Origin of the sequence: Bacillus sp. IBL03825 (assembly GCF_024712505.1) — a bacterium.
GTDB classification, from domain to species: domain Bacteria; phylum Bacillota; class Bacilli; order Bacillales; family Bacillaceae_G; genus Bacillus_A; species Bacillus_A wiedmannii.
Map to the genome: position 1 here is coordinate 2,041,982 of NZ_JAMXKE010000001.1, position 16,197 is coordinate 2,058,178.

The window sequence follows — 16,197 nt, forward strand, 5'->3', positions numbered from 1 at the left end:
AATGAATGAGTGGAAAATCACTCAAATAAAGGAATGCGAGGATCTTTCATATGCTCGCACAATAAAATATGAACTTGCCCACGATGATGATAAAAATGTGAGAGAATTTCAAGTAACCATTCAAACCGAGAATAAGAAACACCCCAATAGGCAGTCATAACTTCTGCTAATTCTTCTTGGGAATAGGATAAAAAAGTTTTAGAAAGTAAATCGTAGCCCTGTATCATCGTTTGTTGCATTTGCGTAATTGTTTCGGGTGTTTGTTCTTTATAGAAAGTATGTAGTTGTTTTTCTGTAATACCATTTAAAATGAGTAAATCTGCATGGCAAATAAGAGAAAGATGTGCACACATTTCAAATACAGATCGCTTTGCGTGAATGGGTTGTATTTTTAAACTATCTTCATTATATTGGTTAAGCATTTGAATAGAAGTATCAACAGCAACTTGTAGTTGATGCAAGGCAGATTGTACAAACATTGTAATTCTCCTCTTCTCCGTATATAATAGTTTCTTAAGAGTATTATATCATACTCAAAATTCCGAAAATTCTAGTAGTTTGACTAGCATATTGAAAAGTATTATATTGTAAAAGGTCATATGAAACGTGAAATAGAATGGAATGCAATTATTGAGTTAGGAGTTAGACCAATGAGTTTGAAATATGGAAGAGATACAATTATTGAAATTGACTTAAATGCAGTAAAACATAATGTAAAAGAATTTAAAAAGCGTGTGAATGATGAAAATATTGCAATGATGGCTGCTGTAAAAGCAAATGGGTATGGCCACGGGGCGGTTGAAGTTGCGAAAGCTGCTATTGAAGTAGGAATAAATCAGCTTGCAGTTGCATTTGTAGATGAAGCGATAGAGTTAAGAGAAGCAGGAATTAACGTGCCGATTTTAATTTTAGGTTATACATCAGTAGCAGCGGCGGAAGAGGCAATTCAATATGACGTTATGATGACTGTTTATAGAAGTGAAGATTTACAAGGTATAAATGAAATCGCAAACCGTCTTCAAAAGAAAGCGCAAATTCAGGTGAAAATTGATACAGGAATGAGTCGTATCGGTTTACAAGAAGAAGAGGTTAAACCATTTTTAGAAGAATTAAACCGTATGGAGTATGTAGAGGTAGTAGGAATGTTTACACATTACTCTACGGCAGATGAAATTGATAAATCATATACGAATATGCAAACAAGTTTATTTGAGAAAGCGGTCAATGCAGCAAAAGAATTAGGAATTCATATTCCATATATTCATAGTTCAAATAGTGCAGGTTCAATGGAGCTTAGCAATACATTTCAAAATATGGTTCGTGTAGGTATTGGAATATATGGAATGTATCCTTCAAAAGAGGTAGATCATGCAGTCGTTTCTTTACAGCCTGCGTTGTCGTTAAAATCAAAAGTAGCTCATATTAAACATGCGAAGAAGAATCGCGGTGTAAGTTATGGGAATACGTATGTAACGACTGGTGAAGAATGGATTGCAACTGTACCGATTGGTTATGCTGATGGCTATAATCGTCAGTTATCTAATAAAGGGCATGCATTAATAAATGGAGTTCGATTACCTGTTATTGGCCGTGTTTGTATGGATCAGCTCATGTTAGACGTTTCAAAAGCAATGCCAGTACAAGTTGGGGACGAAGTAGTATTCTACGGTAAACAAGGTGAAGAAGAAATTGCGGTAGAAGAAGTAGCGGATATGTTAGGTACAATTAACTATGAAGTTACATGTATGTTAGACAGAAGAATCCCGCGTGTTTATAAAGAAAATAATGAAACGGCTGCTGTCGTAAATATACTAAGAAAAAACTGAATCGTTATGATTCAGTTTTTTTATTTTTGACAAATGAAAAATGCTCTATTTGTACCGTGTAATTGAATGTTCTTAAAACCTACAGATTCCAACGAAGAAATTATTTCTTCATCGGAATAACAAGCTTCCTCAAAAGAAAAGTCACTTCTTGTCCAAGTATTATCTATGTCATGTTGAAATAGTATAAAGTTCATTTCTGCTTTTTTATTTTCGTTATCATAGGTAGAATCAATCGTACATACATATTCTTCCACTGAAATATGAAATGAAGCAATCCAATTTTCAAGAAAACCTTTCTCCATATTCATATCAAATACAAATGTACCTTTGCTATGTAATACGGAGTAAACATTACGAAAAACATTTATTAATTCATCTAATTTTAAAATATGGTTTAAGCTATCGCCAGTAGAGATAACATAGTGAAATTGCTCATTTATATTGAAATAACGAGCATCATCGACGATAAAGGTTGCATCCGGCGCGTTTTGACGTGCGTATTCAATCATTTGAGCAGAACCATCTATACCAGTTACTACAAAAGTATTATCAATTAATTTCTTAGTAAGGTGACCAGTCCCGCAGCAAAGATCTAAAATATGAGAATGTGGTGGTGCATATTGTAAAACGATTTTTTCCAAAAGTAGATAGGAGTGTTCAGCATAATGCCCCCAATGTTTATTATAAATGGATGCGAAAATATCATAATCAGAATAAATTAGTTTTTTACACATATGTATTCACCTCAAGATTCATTACATTATAATAGTCATGCTTCGTTTTCATTTCAAAACCACATTGTGTATATAGTTTTAAAGCATTGTTATTTTTCGTTTCGACGTCTAATTCAATTGTTGAAACTCCTTTTGTAATAAGGGTATGTACCATATAACTAAGAATATCTTTACCATATCCTTTACCTTGATAAGAAGGATGAACGGCGAATCCTGATAGTGTAGTAGATTGTTCTTGCTCAGAAACCGTAATCGTTCCTATCACTTTTTCGTCGATAAGGGCACTGTAAACTTGATGGGAAGGTAAATTCATCATTTTTTGTAACCATATAGCGGTATTTTCTGCTGAATCTCCAAAAGCTTTACTGGAAATTTCAATAAGATCAAGAAGTGATTCTGAAGAGGCAAGAGTAAGCTGTATAGTATGCTTTGGTGTTTTTTGTACTTCTTTTGTTTTGAACTCCATACTATATTCACTATATAAATAAGGTAACTTCATATGTTTTGCAAATTCTTTCCCGGAAATAGAATCTCCATTCGTAATAAGAAGAGCTTCATCTGCCTCTCTTATTCGTATTTCTTTTATTGCAGCTTGTAAAAGAGTAGTGCCTATATGTTGTTTCCTATAGTTCGGATGAACAAACCCTATTAACTCCAGTTTTGTCGGTCTTTCAAAGTCATACATACTTAATGAACCGATTAATTGAGTATCGTCATAAAGTAGAAAATCATTTATCTCTTCATTAGTACGAGCAGTTAAAAAGTTTATATGTAAATGTGACGAATAATCAATTTGATCGTATTCCCCGCAAATATGAGCTAAATCTTTCATTTGCTGAATTGCATTTGCTGTTAAAGATTTCTTTTGTTCAATATTCATTTCATAATCCCTCTCATTCGTATTTAAAAATAGACTGGATGACTTAGCCACTTTTCTAACTCCACGCTGCCCTGAACAGATAATAATCGGTACAAATATCGATAGGGATGTCTACATTCTTCAAGACGGGGAATGGGCATAATGGTTTCGTAACCTTGTTTAAAAGCATGAGCCTCTTTTTCAGTAAATATATATTCTAAGCCGATAAAATCAAACTCCCGGGGAGCAACTGCGTAGGCTTCTGTATCTACTAATCCCGTAATAGTTGTACCATCTGATAAAAACTGAGTAGGGTCCATATCAATTAAAACGAGCGTTGATTCCTTTGGTGCTGGTAAGGAAGAAAGTTGTGATTCAAAAGTAGGAAATGCATTTTGTATGCTTTCATTATCGGAATAAAACATATTCACAATCTCTTTACTCACATTCAAAATGTGTGATTGGAATTCATCTAGTGTAACTTGAAATGAGCCTGGTACATTTCCTATGTAATCGGTTTTAAATTTATGTATTTCTGCAAGCCCTTTTCCTAGATTGAATAAAATAGAATCTGGTTGCCCGATAAAAGATTGAACTGTGTTACCTACTAACTTTTCGGCTACAACGAACTCACGACCATTTAAAATATGTTTTTCTAATATTGCGGGGATAGGAAGATTAGTATGTGCTAGCAACAATGTATGTACAGCTTCTAAATGATGTACGTTCCTTGGGTCAATTCCAAATAGGTTTTTACATCCCCACCAAAAATCATTGTTTGGCTCTTCCGTTATTTTTGAGGAACGAACAATAACTTCTTCAGCTGCTGTTTTAACAAGAAACACATCGCTTGCATGGTCTTCATAACCTGGGTGTAAAGTTTGGACAGATAAAATAGGTGAAGTGAATAGTTGTTGTAGCATAAAAACGCTCCTTTTTCTGTAAATTCTATAAATTCATTATATAACAGAATATGTTCCAAGTGGATAATGATAGGGACAACATAGAACTTAAATAAATTTATAGTGAGAAATCAGTGTGGAAATTATATTTTTCTACTTTTGTATGAATTATCAAAATAATATTTCTGATGATAAATCTGTAAAAACACCCGAATGTAAATCTCTTATTTTCAGTAAATGAAGAGTTAAGCGCTCTTTTATAAGAATTATAATGTTGGTTATGAAAAATATTTCTCAATAATAAAATGAAGAGAAAAATGTGAAGAAATAGAATAGATTCCTTTATAATAGTTTTAAATTAATTAATATAATTAATTATTAATAATATTAGATAGGAGAGAATATGATGGCAAATGTACTCGTAATAAATTTCCCTGGAGAAGGTCATATAAATCCGACTTTAGCTATTGTAAGTGAGTTAATTCGGCGAGGGGAGACAGTTGTTTCGTATTGTATTGAAGATTATAGAAAGAAGATTGAAGCAACAGGTGCAGAATTCCGAGTGTTTGAGAATTTCCTCTCTCAAATTAATATTATGGAACGAGTAAATGAAGGTGGGAGTCCTTTGACGATGCTATCTCATATGATTGAGGCATCAGAGCGTATTGTGACTCAAATTGTAGAAGAAACAAAAGGAGAAAAGTACGATTACTTGATATACGATAATCATTTTCCCGTAGGAAGTATTATAGCCAATGTTTTAAAATTACCTAGCGTTTCTTCTTGTACAACATTTGCTTTTAATCAGTACATTACTTTTAATGATGAACAAGAATCAAGACAAGTAGATGAAACGAATCCATTATATCAATCTTGTTTAGCGGGAATGGAAAAATGGAATAGGCAGTATGGAATGAAATGTAATAGTATGTATGATATTATGAATCATCCTGGTGATATTACTATCGTATATACTTCAAAAGAATACCAGCCGCGTTCAGATGTATTCGATGAATCGTATAAGTTTGTCGGCCCATCAATTGCTACTCGAAAAGAAGTAGACAGCTTTTCTATGGAAGATTTAAAAGATGAAAAATTGATTTTCATTTCTATGGGAACAGTTTTTAATGAACAACCTGAACTATATGAAAAATGTTTTGAAGCGTTTAAAGATGTAGAAGCGACAGTCGTATTAGTAGTTGGTAAGAGGATAAATATAAATCAATTTGAAAACATTCCGAATAACTTTAAGTTGTATAATTACGTACCGCAATTAGAAATATTACAGCATGCTGATGTATTCGTGACACATGGTGGTATGAATAGTTCGAGTGAAGCACTATATTACGGTGTCCCGTTAGTTGTAATTCCTGTAACAGGAGATCAGCCTTTAGTTGCGCAACGAGTGACTGAAGTAGGGGCTGGAATAAGGATTAATCGTAAAGAATTAAGTTCTGAATTGTTACGTGAGACTGTAGAGAAAGTAATGGATGATGTAACGTTTAAAGAAAATAGTCGTAAAGTTGGAGAGTCACTTCGAAATGCTGGTGGGTATAATAGGGCAGTTGATGAAATATTAAAAATGAAAATGAATTCATACTCAAAACTTAAATAAATGTTTGGAGCACACTTACTGTAATATGTAAGTGTGTTTCTATAAATAAATTACATAAAAAATCACTGTAAAGGTGAAACTTTTGTGTATATAAACTCATATCTTTGAATCAGTAGTAAAATTACGTTAAAATAATACTAAGAAAATACATAAGTTTTGGGGGTAATGAATGAAAAGAGTATTTGAATACGTATTATTAACAATTGGATCGATTATTGTAGCGGGTTCATTAGAGCTTATTTTAGCACCTAATGGATTAGTAGATGGCGGGGTAACGGCCATTGCTATTATGGCAAATAAAGTTGCTGGATTACCGCTTTACGGAGTGTTTTTAGGACTTAATATTCCTATCCTGCTATTTACCGCAAAAGTAATGGGGAAGAAGTTCTTCATCCGTACATCTTATGCAAATGTAGTTACAACACTCGGATTAATCTATTTAAAACCATTTCCAGCGATTACGACTTCTGAACTATTAATTGTACTTTATGGTGGCGTACTGTTTGGAATAGGCGTTGGGATTGTTGTTAAAATGGGTGGAGCAATAGATGGATCAGAAATGTTAGCGGTTTGGATGAACAAACACTTTAAAGTACCGATTAGTACATTTTTACTTGCTGTAAATGCAGTTATTTTCACATTTGTAGCGATTTTATTTTCAATCGAACAAGCGATGTTCTCATTAGCAATTTTCTATATTGTTACGAAGATGATTGATTTCATATTAGATGGTATTAATCAAGGAAAGAGCGTCATGATTATTTCTGGTAAAAATAAAGAAATAGGCGATCTGCTTATGAAAGAATTGCAATTATCCGTTACGTATCTACATGGAGAAGGTGGTTTTTTAGGAGAACATAAGAGAATCATTTATTGTATTACAAACCGTTTCATTTATCCAAAAATGAAAGATCTCGTTCTCTCTGTAGATCCAACTGCTATCATTGAAGCTTCCTATTCAACAGAAACAACTGGTGTCAAACGTCCGGGAAGGGCAGCGAGATCAGAAAAATAGTGAATGAAAATAGCTCCACGTAAGTATAACTTGCGTGGAGCTATTCTTATTTAGGGAACCAGGCCTTTTTCAGTAATTGAACTACAGTTTCGATACAATTCTCTGGAATACTGCCAAAACCGAGCAATACATACGACTCATCCATTACATTATGAACAGAATCGTATGTGGAGAGAGGGTATAACTTAATACGTTCTTTTGCGGCTGCATGAATAAGTTCTTGTTCATTCATTCCGTTATGAACGTGAAGTACAATATGAAGTCCGGATTGTTCACCGAGTATATGAACGTTATTTCCCATCTCGTTTGTAATAGATTTAATTAAAGAAATATGTTTTCTTTTATATAACGTCCGACTGCGGTTAATATGACGTTCCCAATCACCATTTTGAATAAAGGTGGCAAAGGTAAGTTGTTGCAGCGTAGAAACTGTTTGTTTAAACATACCACCAAGCTCTTCATAGGCTCTTAACAGATGAGGTGGTAAAACAATATATCCCATTCGTAAAGAAGGTAAAAAAGATTTCGAGAAAGTTCCCATATAAATAACGCGTTCATTTGCATCTAGTCCTTGTAAAGAAGGAATAGGTTTTCCTATATAACGGAATTCCCCGTCGTAATCATCTTCAATAATATAGCCCTTACAATCATTCGCCCATTTTAATAACTCGAGTCTTCTAGATAACGGCATAATGATTCCAAGTGGAAATTGGTGAGATGGAGTGACATACGCTACATTGCAACCCGATTCACGTAAAGCGGAAATATGAATCCCTTTATTATCTAAAGGGATGGGGTGAACGGTAAGACCAGAACTTTGAATCATAGCAGGAATACGGTGAAATCCAGGGTTTTCGATTCCGAATTCCTTTTTTGAACCAAGTAGTTGAAGTAGTAGCCAAAGAAGAGGCTGCGTACCTGCTCCAATAATAATTTGATCAGGTGAAGAATGTACCCCGCGAGCATGATATAAATACTTTGAAATATGTTCTCGTAGAACGAGCTCACCTTGTGGATCTTCCTTAGCAAATAATTCATTTTCATACTGAAATAAAGTTTCGTGTATTGCTCTTTTCCAGTTTGTTATTGGAAAAGCTTTTTGATCAATAAGTCCTTGACTACAATCATAATCATATTGTTCGTCTTTTTTATTGTTAGCACTGTTTGACGCAATTTGCTGTTTCTTTTGAATGACATCAATATCAACTTCTGCAACAAAAATCCCACGTTTCGGTTTGCTTTCTACATACCCTTCAGCTAGTAATTGTTGATAAGCGGATTCCACTGTAATACGGCTCACATTAAGTTGCATAGCTAAATTTCTGTGAGAAGGAAGGCGTGTACCGGCACATAGTGACCCATGAGAGATTTCTCGTTTCATATATTCATAAATTTGTAAGTAAAGGGGTGTTTTACTTTGTAATACTAATGGGATAGTCAGATCCATTCGTGGACGCTCCTTTTCATACTGGCCTTATAAAAAAGAATAAAACTGTCACTTAAGCTAAGGGCAGTGGCTTTCTATAATGATGATATAACATTTAGAAAATTTTATAAATAGTAAGGGGAGAATCAAAATGAATATTAGAGAAGTAGTAACAGAAGCGGATTTACATGATGTATTTCCCGTATTACAGCAGTTACGAACGAAACTTTCAAGAGAAGAAGCAAGTTCTTTGTTTCAAAAAATGAAAGAAGAGAATTATAAACTATTTTCGCTACGTAATGAAGAGGATGAAGCAGTTAGTCTAGCTGGTGTAGCGATTTGTACGAATTTTTATAATGAGAAACATGTTTTCGTGTATGACCTTGTAACTGCGGAAGCACACAGATCAAAAGGATATGGTAAAGTTCTACTGTCATATGTAGAAAAATGGGGGAAAGAAAAAGGGTGCAGCTCTATCGTTCTTACATCTGCATTTCAAAGAATGGATGCACATCGTTTTTATGAAAGAGAGGGCTATGATAAGGTAAGCTATTCTTTTTATAAAGGGCTATAATATTAAGTAGGTTCCGTGTTTGAAAATATATGGAACCTATTTTCTTTTCTGGATTTGAGCTAGTAACAGGTCCAGTAATATAATTTGTTGAATATTAGAAAATAACAAGGGGATATTGAATTTAGAGAATGTTAGGAGCGTTTATACTTGGAAAAAATAAAGAAATTATCTATACCAAATGATGGAAGAGTCATCATTATTTCTGATATTCATGGAGAATTAAATCTTTTTAAGGAACTACTACATAAAGTTAATTTTAAAGATGAGGATTATTAATGGTGATCTTTGTGAGAAAGGAAGAAATAGCATTGGCGTCGTAAACTATGTGATGGATCTATTAGTTAGCATGCCAAACGTTTATGTAATTGAAGGGAATTGTGAAGTTGTAGTTGAAGCACTTGTAAATGAAAATCCCGCGCTAATAAATTATTTATGTACGCGAAAGAATACAATTTTTAATGAATGGCTAGCGGAATTGAGTGTTACCGTTAATGAAGAAAGTGATATTTGTGAAGTGAAAAACATATTGATGGGTCATTTTTCAAAAGAAATAAAGTGGCTAACAGAATTACCAACAGCGATTGAAACAGAAGATTATATTTTTGTACATGCTGGCCTTGATGATAAAGAAGATTGGAAAGAAACAGAGCGCAAAAATGCGATAGCAATGCCAGAGTTTTTCAATAAATCACATAGAGCAAATAAGTATGTAGTTGTCGGTCATTGGCCTGTTGTAAATTATTCAGACAAGGCACCGTCTAACAATCCAGTTATTGATGAGGAGAAAAAGATTATTGCAATTGACGGTGGAAATGCGATTAAAGAAGCAGGACAATTAAACGCATTTATCATTCAAAGGACAAGAGCAGGTGATACGTTTTCTTATACATATGTAGACTATTTTCCAGAGTTTGAAGTGATAGCGGATTTTAATGCGAACACATCAATGCAGGGCGGGGTGAAATATCCGTATTATTACATAGAGCCTATGGAGAAGATGAAAGATTATACGATATGTAAGCAAAAAGAAACGAATAAATTACTCTCTGTGAAAAATGAATATATTAGACAACTTGATTCAGGTGAATACACAGTGAAAACCGATATTTCTTGTGCACAAATAAGTGTAAGAAAAGGGGACATTGTGTCTCTCGTTGATAATAGCTGCTCAGGATATAATTTAATTAAAAGAGATGGAGTAGAAGGCTGGATAGAGAAAGGTATTTTAGTTGATATAGAAAAGATGAAATAGGAGGTATGGAGCCTCCTGTTTTTTTATTATCTTTTTAAATGAGTAGATTGCTTACTGTCTTTCATAAGTAAGTAAATCGTACTCGGTAAAATGACAATCGTCATCCCTAAAATAATTGTGAGTATAGCATAACCTCTATACGGAGCAGGAATGATAAATGGAAGACCCGCTAGAAAAATACCCGCTATCATCATTGAAATACTACAAATATTTGAAGCTCTTTTTTCAAGGTGCTTATCATTCCATTCCAATGAAACTGTTGATTTATTCATATCAATTTTGGAACTGAAATAGCCTATTAATATAAATAAAAGCCCTAATGCTAAAAATATTAAATGATCAAGAGGGAGTGTGAAGCCAAGAGCAATGAGAGCGATGACAATATCGACAAAAAATAAAAATAGTAAAATTGTGTTGCCGATCCAAAGGAGAGATTTCTGGTTACTCGCTGCTTTAGATAAAGCTAAAAATAAAAAGAATAAGAAGGAACATATAATTATATTTACGATAACAAAAGTGCTTTTATCCATTGTTGATGTAGGCGTTCCATTGAAGTCCCATTTCGTAACAATACTTGAAGGTAAGATGAAATAGAGAATAATATTTGTCGTAATAATAGTGAGAAATAAGGCAATACTACATCGATTATTCATTGAATCACCAGCTTTCTACATGAATAATTGGTATCTTATAACAAAATTATACAATATAATAATTGATATTTGTTTTGATTTTTCTGAAAAAACATTATAATTATATATGAAATAAAGAGGGGTGTAGGAGGAAATTATGCAAAACGTAATAGTAAAAAGGGATAAAGTTACAATTCGTACAATTGAAGAATCAGATATAAAAACATTATGGAGTCTCGTATTTAAAGAAGAAAATCCAGAATGGAAAAAATGGGATGCACCGTATTTTCCGTTTTCAATGCAAGAATACCCGTCTTATAAAGAAAAGATGCAAACTCGTTTAAAAGAAGAACCTCTATCTAAATTAATTATAGAAAATAACGGCCAAATTATAGGGACAATCGGGTTTTATTGGGAGCATAAACTGACGCGTTGGTTGGAGATGGGGCTTGTTATTTATAATCCAAATTACTGGAATGGTGGCTACGGTACAGAAGCGTTAACGTTATATCGAGATTTAATATTTGAAAAGATGGAAATTGGTAGGGTAGGAATCATGACTTGGTCTGGTAATAAACGAATGATGAAAGTAGCGGAGAAAATAGGAATGACATTAGAAGGTAGAATGCGCAAATGCCGTTATTATAACGGAACATACTATGATTCTATTAGAATGGGTATGATTCGTGAAGAATGGGAAGCGCTATATGTAACGAAGGGGTGAGGAAGTATGTACGCTATTATTGCTACATTTGATCGTGTGTTTACTAATAAAATTATAGAATTGCAAAATGAAATAACAAATATCATTGGCACGAATCAATTAGCAGGAGTAGAACCTCATATTACATTAGCTGATTACCATGAGTTAGACGTTCATTTATATAAGGAGAAATTAGAGGTGTTTGTAGCTGTTCAAGAGAATATGGCTGAGGTAACTTTTCCTTCTGTTGGAATTTTTCCTACTAACGGAACGGTCTTTTTAGCACCGACCATTACAGATGAATTGTTAAAACTTCATCATTCTTATCATGATAATTTTAAAATTTTTCATGATAATTTAAATTCATATTATGTGCCAGGAAAATGGGTTCCACATTGTACAATTGCAAATAAGTTACATGTAAATCAGTTTTTAATTGCAATGGAATATATTTATGAAAAATTTGATCATGCAACAGCTTCCATTGAGAAATTAAAATTAATTAAAGTAAATTATGAAAATGGTTCTGCCATTTCTTCTAGTATATTAGCAGAATATAATTTTAAGAGAATGGAGACAACGAGATGACATATGTAATTAGAGAAATGAAGCAAGAAGACATTCACGCTGTACAATCAGTAGCGAAAATAGCTTGGCATGATACATACGAAGACATTATTCCGAGAAAGATTCAAGACAGTTTCTTAGATGAGGCTTATTCTGATGAAAAAATGAAATATCGTCTTGAAAATACACATTTATTCGTTGCGGAAGAAGAGGGAGAAGTAATTGGCTTTGCGAATTTTTCACCCGTTAGATTGCAAAACGAAGCAGAATTAGGAGCGATTTATTTGTTACCAGATCAGCAAGGGAAAGGGGTAGGAAGTGCTTTATTACAAAAAGGGTTAACGGAATTAAAAGGAATTCGGAAACTATACATTCATGTAGAAGCAGCGAATGAAAAAGGAAAACGTTTTTATGAAGCGAAAGGTTTTGCTCAATTAGAGGAATTTGAAGAAGATTTTGAAGGACATATGATGCAGACAGTAAGGATGGTTTTATACGTATAGGGAGGACTAGTAATGAAAATTTTTGATTTTAGTGAAAAAGTGGGAAAGAAAATCTCAGCATTTTAATCTAATTTCATAATGTCAAAAATATTAAACCATAAAGGAAATGTACATATTGGTGCTATGCATTTACGAGAGAATGGAATAATTGGATATCATGAAGCAGTTGTATCACAGCTGCTTCTTATTGTGGACGGAGAAGGATATGTATGCGGAGCAGATAAAGAAAAAGTGAAGGTGGAAGCGGGACAAGCTGTGTTTTGGGAGAAGGACGAATCTCATGAAACGAGTACGGAACAGGGATTGATGGCAATTGTGATTGAGTCGGAGGAACTTGAACGAGCAATATTAATGCCTATTAAAGAGGAGAGTTGTGAAAAATGATAGAAAAGGCGAATCGGGAAGAAACGGACGAAATAATACAATATGCAGCTCAATCGCTTTTTGAAGGAACGAGGGGAAATTGTCAGTTAAGTACAGAGAAAGCAATTGAAATTACAAGGCCGATTGTAGAAAAGGGAGCATATTATTTAGTCGTTAAAGAAGAAAAGAAAGTAATGGGGTGGATATTAATAGGGGAAAATGCAGACTATTTTTCTCGTGAAAAACTTGGATTTATATATGAGCTATACGTTTTTCCAGAATATCGCGGGAAAGGACTGTCGAGAGAACTGATGGAAGCTGGTATTAAGGAGTTGAAGGAGACGTTTTCAGAAATTCGTTTGAATGTATTTGCTGGGAATTTTGCGAAAGAGATGTACGAAGAGTTTGGTTTTGTTGAAAGACAGGTAATTATGACTTTGAAGTGAGAACATTAAGTAGGAGAATAAATAAAAAAGGTTATTTAATGTGAAGTGCCCTTGAATTGTTAGAGACATCCATACAATTCAAGGGCATTTTTTTGTTTTTGATGAGATTATAAAAATATTTTTGAAATCAATATAAAATTTTATGTTTAGTTCACAAACTTTCGGAAAAACTAGGAAAGATATGACAAAGGAGGTTATGAACGGTGGATCATCCAATTCAAGGGTTAATGAAAGCGGCAATGGAAAATTTAAAAGAAATGGTCGATGTAAATACGATTGTTGGAGAGCCTGTTCAAACGGCTGACGGTGGTGTGGTGTTAACGGTTTCTAAAGTAGCGTTCGGGTTTGGAGCAGGAGGTTCTGATTTCCAAACGAATGATGGACAAAGAGCGAACGGTAACCCTGCATTTGGTGGCGGTAGCGCGGGTGGTGTTTCTATTACACCAGTAGCATTTCTTGTAGTGAATAAAGATGGAGTAAATATTCTGCATCTACAAAATGCGACACATTTAGCAGAAAAAATGATTGAATTAGCTCCACAAACAATTGATAAAATTCAATCGATGTTCCAAAAAGATGAAAAGAAAGAGGGAAATCATCACCCTCAAAACCCAGATGAAATCCTTTAAAAACGCCTGCTCACGAGCAGGTGTTTTTTCTTGTAATCACTATGTAATAAAACACATGAAATTGTAAATAGTTTTTGAATTTTTTTCTATGTTTCTAAAATTTTTCATGTTAAAATATGCTATAGAATTGAAACATATAAAACGAAGGTGGCTAGGTGCTTTGTCTGGAGGATCTGACCAAGTAAAGAATATGATATATATTAATGGTAATCGTCGGGGTCATTGTTTTATTACATCAGGAATTACGTTTAAAGAGTTTGCAAGTAACATCCCTTCACCGCTTCATCAAGTGTTGCTTTTGAAGCATAACTTTGAATGGACAGATTTTCATTATCATACTTTATTTGAATATGTTGAGGAAGAAAATATACATAAGCTAATTCAAGCAGAGATTGATGAATTTGATGAATTTTGTTGGGTAGATTTTGATGATGCAAGCGATTTAGATGAATTAGAGCCAAAAGAAATTGCAGAGCTTTTATATTTGGCTCACAAAAAAGAACCACTTGCAAGAACATTCTTTCCGCTATTGAAAAATAGATTTGTTTATTTTTCACATGATGATGGATGGTACAACAAAGTGTATTATCGTAGAATTGCTGACTTTGTAGGGATGTTAAGTAAAGTCATTCCTTATAAACTCGGTGCTTTCGGTAAGAAACGTTTTTCTTTGTTCCAAAAATCAAAAATTTTCCCAGCAATTTCGAAAGAAGTGATCATGGGGCTTCTTCCATTAATGGAGGATGGTCTTTATATTGATCTAGCAGGGAAAATTGAGTCAAGAAGAGGTCTTGAAATTCCGGTATATGTAGTTGGTTCGTATGAAAGCACGGATGAGGTACTAGATAATATTGATGAATTGAAAGCAGAAGCAACAGAGACAGGTTGGCTCATTTTTGATAAGAAAGAACAAGAATGGCAATGGGTTGTGGACTAAGAAAACTTGGCGCATGAAGTCAAGTTTTCTTGTCATTTGAAAGGAGTACAAATGAAGAAATATTATACAATTGTGGGTATTGTAAGTATTATTCTCGTAGCGATTTTACTTATTACTTGTCCGAAAGAATCGGATTTTAAAGTATATGTAGAGGATAAGTATGCATTGAAATGTGATGAGAGTAGTTTTGAATGCACACAAAATGTAGATGGTAAAAAAGAAAAATTACAATTTGAAAGTACAGATGCACGAAATGGTGTATTCTTTATGACTGCAAAGCAAACATTTAAAACAGAAGCTGGTGTTACGAAAGAATATAGCGGAGTAGGAATGTTTGGTACATTTCTTTTTGTTTCAGAGAAGACTTTCTAGTAATAGAAGGTCTTTTTTTTATGCTTATGTTCATATAGATGAAGTAAGACAAGCATAGGAGGGGTAGTGATGAAGAATACATGTATCGTTTGCGGTGGTGAGGAGTTTTTTTCCTCAACTTTGTATGCACGGACGAAACAAGATTGGGCATATGCACCAAATATGTATCGATTTGAAAAGGTGTTTATTGAGCATCGGGATGAAGAGAATTATCCAGTGTTTCAAGAAATTACAGCGAAACATTGTTGTGGATGCGGTCATATTATGTTGTACCACGAATGAACACACCAAGTATAACTTGGTGTGTTTTTTTTAAAACGCTGACAAAGCAAGCGGATAGAGTAAAGTAAATAAAACAGAAAAACTACCAAAACCAATTGCTGTATATCCAAGTGTTCTTGCGCCGAAATTGACAGCTAATAAGCCGACTAAAATCGCAAGAGAGCCGAGTGTAACCGGATAAAATGCAATTGAGAAAAGCGAAAGAAATAAAGCGACATAGCCTACCATTGCACCGGTATTTGTACCTTCTATTTCATTTGCAATTTCTTTACGCTTATGTCTAATTGGTATGCCAGCTGGTGATATTTCAGCTGCATACTCTTCGTTTTTTTCACCACTTTTAAAATGATGATTTCTCTTTCTTCGCATGTACATCCCTCTCTTTCAATTGGGTGTACCTATAGTATCTTACATAAAGAGAAGAACATGAGTATGAGTTAAACCCAAGTAAAGCAAAAATTGGAGAATAAAGATTCCATTATTAGCTTGTACATCTCCTAGTGAAGATAAACAGGAATTTTGGAAAATGATGTAGAATGAAATGAGTGATAAAACGTGAA

The 16,197-nt window shown here is 33.8% G+C and carries 19 protein-coding genes and 2 pseudogenes; 14 read left to right on the forward strand and 7 right to left on the reverse strand.

Annotation, left to right across the window (positions count from 1 at the left end; translation table 11 throughout):
* Positions 1-17 precede the first annotated feature (17 nt).
* Positions 18-479 (reverse strand): DinB family protein, encoded by a 462-nt coding sequence (locus NHG49_RS10605; RefSeq protein ID WP_064474001.1) that lies wholly within the window; start codon positions 477-479, stop codon positions 18-20.
* Between the two features lie 171 nt (positions 480-650).
* On the opposite strand from NHG49_RS10605, the gene alr reads away from it, so the two are divergent.
* Entirely contained in the window at positions 651-1,826 is a 1,176-nt protein-coding gene (gene alr, locus NHG49_RS10610; protein WP_064474005.1) for an alanine racemase, read from the forward strand.
* 20 nt (positions 1,827-1,846) lie between these two features.
* On the opposite strand, the gene NHG49_RS10615 is transcribed toward alr, so the two are convergent.
* The 3 genes from NHG49_RS10615 to NHG49_RS10625 are packed head-to-tail and all read right to left on the reverse strand — an operon-like array spanning position 1,847 to position 4,342.
* The gene (locus tag NHG49_RS10615) at positions 1,847-2,560 is read right to left on the reverse strand and encodes a class I SAM-dependent methyltransferase (RefSeq protein ID WP_064474000.1); all 714 of its coding nucleotides are present in this window, start codon (positions 2,558-2,560) and stop codon (positions 1,847-1,849) included.
* Entirely contained in the window at positions 2,553-3,440 is an 888-nt protein-coding gene (locus tag NHG49_RS10620) for a GNAT family N-acetyltransferase (protein WP_064473999.1), read from the reverse strand. The genes NHG49_RS10615 and NHG49_RS10620 overlap by 8 nt, the downstream gene beginning before the upstream one ends.
* Before the next feature lie 23 nt (positions 3,441-3,463).
* On the reverse strand, positions 3,464-4,342 hold the full coding sequence (locus tag NHG49_RS10625) for a nitrate reductase (RefSeq protein ID WP_088047474.1): 879 nt from the start codon (positions 4,340-4,342) through the stop codon (positions 3,464-3,466).
* Positions 4,343-4,727: 385 nt separating this feature from the next.
* Here NHG49_RS10625 and NHG49_RS10630 point away from each other — a divergent pair, with 385 nt between their 5' ends.
* Both NHG49_RS10630 and NHG49_RS10635 read left to right on the forward strand, forming a co-directional pair.
* Complete coding sequence (locus tag NHG49_RS10630) at positions 4,728-5,936, forward strand: macrolide family glycosyltransferase (protein WP_064473997.1); 1,209 nt, start codon at positions 4,728-4,730, stop codon at positions 5,934-5,936.
* Between the two features lie 169 nt (positions 5,937-6,105).
* On the forward strand, positions 6,106-6,951 hold the full coding sequence (locus NHG49_RS10635; RefSeq protein WP_000831975.1) for a YitT family protein: 846 nt from the start codon (positions 6,106-6,108) through the stop codon (positions 6,949-6,951).
* Between the two features lie 46 nt (positions 6,952-6,997).
* Here the strand turns inward: NHG49_RS10635 and pdxR are convergent, their stop codons facing one another.
* Positions 6,998-8,398, reverse strand: coding sequence for a MocR-like pyridoxine biosynthesis transcription factor PdxR (gene pdxR / locus NHG49_RS10640; RefSeq protein ID WP_064473996.1), 1,401 nt, complete (start codon positions 8,396-8,398; stop codon positions 6,998-7,000).
* A gap of 130 nt (positions 8,399-8,528) precedes the next feature.
* Between pdxR and NHG49_RS10645 the strand changes: the two genes are divergently transcribed.
* Together NHG49_RS10645 and NHG49_RS10650 are read left to right on the forward strand one after the other, a co-directional pair.
* On the forward strand, positions 8,529-8,951 hold the full coding sequence (locus NHG49_RS10645; protein ID WP_258125920.1) for a GNAT family N-acetyltransferase: 423 nt from the start codon (positions 8,529-8,531) through the stop codon (positions 8,949-8,951).
* 147 nt (positions 8,952-9,098) lie between these two features.
* Positions 9,099-10,203: pseudogene (locus NHG49_RS10650) on the forward strand (metallophosphoesterase).
* A gap of 26 nt (positions 10,204-10,229) precedes the next feature.
* Here the strand turns inward: NHG49_RS10650 and NHG49_RS10655 are convergent.
* Positions 10,230-10,856 carry a DUF1648 domain-containing protein gene (locus tag NHG49_RS10655; RefSeq protein ID WP_103654992.1) on the reverse strand — a complete coding sequence of 209 codons (627 nt, stop codon included), beginning with the start codon at positions 10,854-10,856 and terminating at the stop codon, positions 10,230-10,232.
* Between the two features lie 136 nt (positions 10,857-10,992).
* Between NHG49_RS10655 and NHG49_RS10660 the strand changes: the two genes are divergently transcribed.
* The 9 genes and pseudogenes from NHG49_RS10660 (at position 10,993) to NHG49_RS10700 (ending at position 15,637) form a co-directional block, all read left to right on the forward strand.
* Positions 10,993-11,559 carry a GNAT family N-acetyltransferase gene (locus NHG49_RS10660; protein ID WP_258125922.1) on the forward strand — a complete coding sequence of 189 codons (567 nt, stop codon included), beginning with the start codon at positions 10,993-10,995 and terminating at the stop codon, positions 11,557-11,559.
* Positions 11,560-11,565: 6 nt separating this feature from the next.
* On the forward strand, positions 11,566-12,126 hold the full coding sequence (locus NHG49_RS10665) for a 2'-5' RNA ligase family protein (RefSeq protein ID WP_064473992.1): 561 nt from the start codon (positions 11,566-11,568) through the stop codon (positions 12,124-12,126).
* Positions 12,123-12,608: a GNAT family N-acetyltransferase gene (locus tag NHG49_RS10670; RefSeq protein ID WP_064473991.1), complete on the forward strand. Its 486-nt coding sequence runs from the start codon at positions 12,123-12,125 to the stop codon at positions 12,606-12,608. The genes NHG49_RS10665 and NHG49_RS10670 overlap by 4 nt, the downstream gene beginning before the upstream one ends.
* Positions 12,609-12,620: 12 nt before the next feature.
* Positions 12,621-12,992 (forward strand): annotated as a pseudogene (locus tag NHG49_RS10675) (cupin).
* On the forward strand, positions 12,989-13,417 hold the full coding sequence (locus tag NHG49_RS10680) for a GNAT family N-acetyltransferase (RefSeq protein WP_088046617.1): 429 nt from the start codon (positions 12,989-12,991) through the stop codon (positions 13,415-13,417). The pseudogene NHG49_RS10675 and the gene NHG49_RS10680 overlap by 4 nt, the downstream one beginning before the upstream one ends.
* Before the next feature lie 203 nt (positions 13,418-13,620).
* Positions 13,621-14,046 (forward strand): GerW family sporulation protein, encoded by a 426-nt coding sequence (ytfJ, locus tag NHG49_RS10685; RefSeq protein ID WP_000349987.1) that lies wholly within the window; start codon positions 13,621-13,623, stop codon positions 14,044-14,046.
* 160 nt (positions 14,047-14,206) lie between these two features.
* Positions 14,207-14,983 (forward strand): hypothetical protein, encoded by a 777-nt coding sequence (locus NHG49_RS10690; RefSeq protein ID WP_064473989.1) that lies wholly within the window; start codon positions 14,207-14,209, stop codon positions 14,981-14,983.
* A gap of 51 nt (positions 14,984-15,034) precedes the next feature.
* Positions 15,035-15,355, forward strand: a complete 321-nt coding sequence (locus NHG49_RS10695) for a hypothetical protein (protein ID WP_048540982.1) — start codon at positions 15,035-15,037, stop codon at positions 15,353-15,355.
* A gap of 69 nt (positions 15,356-15,424) precedes the next feature.
* Positions 15,425-15,637, forward strand: a complete 213-nt coding sequence (locus tag NHG49_RS10700) for a hypothetical protein (protein WP_000798747.1) — start codon at positions 15,425-15,427, stop codon at positions 15,635-15,637.
* Between the two features lie 30 nt (positions 15,638-15,667).
* On the opposite strand, the gene NHG49_RS10705 is transcribed toward NHG49_RS10700, so the two are convergent.
* Positions 15,668-16,006 (reverse strand): hypothetical protein, encoded by a 339-nt coding sequence (locus NHG49_RS10705; RefSeq protein ID WP_001253201.1) that lies wholly within the window; start codon positions 16,004-16,006, stop codon positions 15,668-15,670.
* Positions 16,007-16,197 lie beyond the last annotated feature (191 nt).